Source organism: Peribacillus sp. NPDC097225, from assembly GCF_044761955.1.
In the GTDB taxonomy this organism is placed as follows: Bacteria; Bacillota; Bacilli; order Bacillales; family DSM-1321; genus Peribacillus.
The window spans coordinates 1-3,017 of sequence record NZ_JBIWDJ010000018.1; the positions used below are offsets into that span (position 1 = coordinate 1).

Sequence of the window (3,017 nt, forward strand, 5' to 3'; positions counted from 1 at the left end):
AAAGCGTTGGTTAAGTCCTCGATCTATTAGTATCAGTCAGCTCCACATGTCGCCACGCTTCCACCTCTGACCTATCAACCTGATCATCTTTCAGGGATCTTACTAGCTTGCGCCATGGGAAATCTCATCTTGAGGGGGGCTTCATGCTTAGATGCTTTCAGCACTTATCCCTTCCGCACGTAGCTACCCAGCTATGCCTTTGGCAAGACAACTGGTACACCAGCGGTGCGTCCATCCCGGTCCTCTCGTACTAAGGACAGCTCCTCTCAAATTTCCTGCGCCCGCGACGGATAGGGACCGAACTGTCTCACGACGTTCTGAACCCAGCTCGCGTACCGCTTTAATGGGCGAACAGCCCAACCCTTGGGACCGACTACAGCCCCAGGATGCGATGAGCCGACATCGAGGTGCCAAACCTCCCCGTCGATGTGGACTCTTGGGGGAGATAAGCCTGTTATCCCCGGGGTAGCTTTTATCCGTTGAGCGATGGCCCTTCCATGCGGAACCACCGGATCACTAAGCCCGACTTTCGTCCCTGCTCGACTTGTAGGTCTCGCAGTCAAGCTCCCTTGTGCCTTTACACTCTGCGAATGATTTCCAACCATTCTGAGGGAACCTTTGGGCGCCTCCGTTACTCTTTAGGAGGCGACCGCCCCAGTCAAACTGCCCACCTGACACTGTCTCCCACCCCGATAAGGGGCGCGGGTTAGAATTTCAATACAGCCAGGGTAGTATCCCACCAACGCCTCCACCGAAGCTAGCGCTCCGGCTTCTCAGGCTCCTACCTATCCTGTACAAGCTGTAACAAAATTCAATATCAGGCTGCAGTAAAGCTCCACGGGGTCTTTCCGTCCTGTCGCGGGTAACCTGCATCTTCACAGGTACTATAATTTCACCGAGTCTCTCGTTGAGACAGTGCCCAGATCGTTACACCTTTCGTGCGGGTCGGAACTTACCCGACAAGGAATTTCGCTACCTTAGGACCGTTATAGTTACGGCCGCCGTTTACTGGGGCTTCGGTTCAAAGCTTCGCTTGCGCTAACCTCTCCCCTTAACCTTCCAGCACCGGGCAGGTGTCAGCCCCTATACTTCGCCTTGCGGCTTCGCAGAGACCTGTGTTTTTGCTAAACAGTCGCCTGGGCCTATTCACTGCGGCTTTTCTGGGCTATTCACCCTAAAAAGCACCCCTTCTCCCGAAGTTACGGGGTCATTTTGCCGAGTTCCTTAACGAGAGTTCTCTCGCACACCTTAGGATTCTCTCCTCGCCTACCTGTGTCGGTTTGCGGTACGGGCACCTTACATCTCACTAGAGGCTTTTCTTGGCAGTGTGGAATCAGGAACTTCGGTACTATATTTCCCTCGCCATCACAGCTCCGCCTTAATGGAAACGGGATTTGCCTCGTTTCCGGCCTAACTGCTTGGACGCGCATATCCAACAGCGCGCTTACCCTATCCTTCTGCGTCCCCCCATCGTTCAAACGATGTATAGGTGGTACAGGAATATCAACCTGTTGTCCATCGCCTACGCCTTTCGGCCTCGGCTTAGGTCCCGACTAACCCTGAGCGGACGAGCCTTCCTCAGGAAACCTTAGGCATTCGGTGGAAGGGATTCTCACCCTTCTTTCGCTACTCATACCGGCATTCTCACTTCTAAGCGCTCCACCAGTCCTTACGGTCTGACTTCAACGCCCTTAGAACGCTCTCCTACCATCGACACCATACGGTGTCAATCCACAGCTTCGGTGATACGTTTAGCCCCGGTACATTTTCGGCGCGGAGTCACTCGACCAGTGAGCTATTACGCACTCTTTAAATGGTGGCTGCTTCTGAGCCAACATCCTGGTTGTCTAAGCAACTCCACATCCTTTTCCACTTAACGTATACTTTGGGACCTTAGCTGGTGGTCTGGGCTGTTTCCCTTTCGACTACGGATCTTATCACTCGCAGTCTGACTCCCAAGAATAAGTATTTGGCATTCGGAGTTTGACTGAATTCGGTAACCCGTTGGGGGCCCCTAGTCCAATCAGTGCTCTACCTCCAATACTCTCATCTTGAGGCTAGCCCTAAAGCTATTTCGGAGAGAACCAGCTATCTCCAGGTTCGATTGGAATTTCTCCGCTACCCACACCTCATCCCCGCACTTTTCAACGTGCGTGGGTTCGGGCCTCCATTCAGTGTTACCTGAACTTCACCCTGGACATGGGTAGATCACCTGGTTTCGGGTCTACGACCTCATACTCATTCGCCCTATTCAGACTCGCTTTCGCTGCGGCTCCGTCTTATCAACTTAACCTCGCATGAAATCGTAACTCGCCGGTTCATTCTACAAAAGGCACGCCATTACCCATTAACGGGCTTTGACTACTTGTAGGCACACGGTTTCAGGATCTATTTCACTCCCCTTCCGGGGTGCTTTTCACCTTTCCCTCACGGTACTGGTTCACTATCGGTCACTAGGTAGTATTTAGCCTTGGGAGATGGTCCTCCCTGCTTCCGACGGGATTTCTCGTGTCCCGCCGTACTCAGGATCCACTCAGGAGGGAACGAAGTTTCAACTACAGGGTTTTTACCTTCTTTGACGGACCTTTCCAGGTCACTTCATTTACCCCGTTCCTTTGTAACTCCATATTGAGTGTCCTACAACCCCAAGAGGCAAGCCTCTTGGTTTGGGCTACATTCCGTTTCGCTCGCCGCTACTCAGGAAATCGCTATTGCTTTCTCTTCCTCCGGGTACTTAGATGTTTCAGTTCCCCGGGTCTGCCTTCAATACCCTATGTATTCAGGTAGAGATACTGTTCCATTACGAACAGTGGGTTTCCCCATTCGGAAATCTCCGGATCAAAGCTTACTTACAGCTCCCCGAAGCATATCGGTGTTAGTCCCGTCCTTCATCGGCTCCTAGTGCCAAGGCATCCACCGTGCGCCCTTTCTAACTTAACCGTTAAAAAGATCTTACTGATGCTTTGAAAAAAATTAATTGCCTTCTATCTATTATCTAGTTTTCAAGGAACAATGTA

The 3,017-nt window shown here is 51.8% G+C and carries 1 rRNA gene; it reads right to left on the reverse strand.

Annotated elements, in window-relative coordinates:
- Positions 1 to 6: 6 nt before the first annotated feature.
- Positions 7 to 2,940, reverse strand: a 23S ribosomal RNA gene (locus ACIQXH_RS20355).
- Between the last annotated feature and the right edge of the window lie 77 nt (positions 2,941 to 3,017).